The 272-nt window shown below is 40.1% G+C and carries 1 protein-coding gene; it reads right to left on the bottom strand.

Annotated elements, in window-relative coordinates:
* On the bottom strand, window positions 1-66 hold a 66-nt coding region (locus AC0IXA_RS27485), incomplete at its 3' end, for a tautomerase family protein (RefSeq protein ID WP_471814911.1).
* Window positions 67-272: the final 206 nt, after the last annotated feature.

Below are 272 nucleotides of genomic sequence, written 5' to 3'. Positions count from 1 at the left end.
CTCCACAAGCGCTCTTTTTTGCTCGTCTGTTCTTCCTTCAAGCATTTGTACGGTGACAATCGGCATGGCGAAAACCTCCTTTTTCCTTTAATGCTACGCTTCCCTTTAGTTTAAGGGACTTCTTATAGTATACTGAATGAAGTAAATCATTGTATAGAAAGAAAGAGGGATTCATGCCTTTGAACCAATTTCTTGTTTATCCATTAGAACTTATTCCATATGTCGCCATTACGCTTGTTGTTGCATTTACGATGCACGAGCTGGCACATGCA

It is taken from the genome of Pseudomonas sp. AC083, assembly GCF_979253165.1.
Note: the sequence above shows the minus strand (reverse complement) of the source record. Positions and strands in the feature narration are given on the sequence as shown.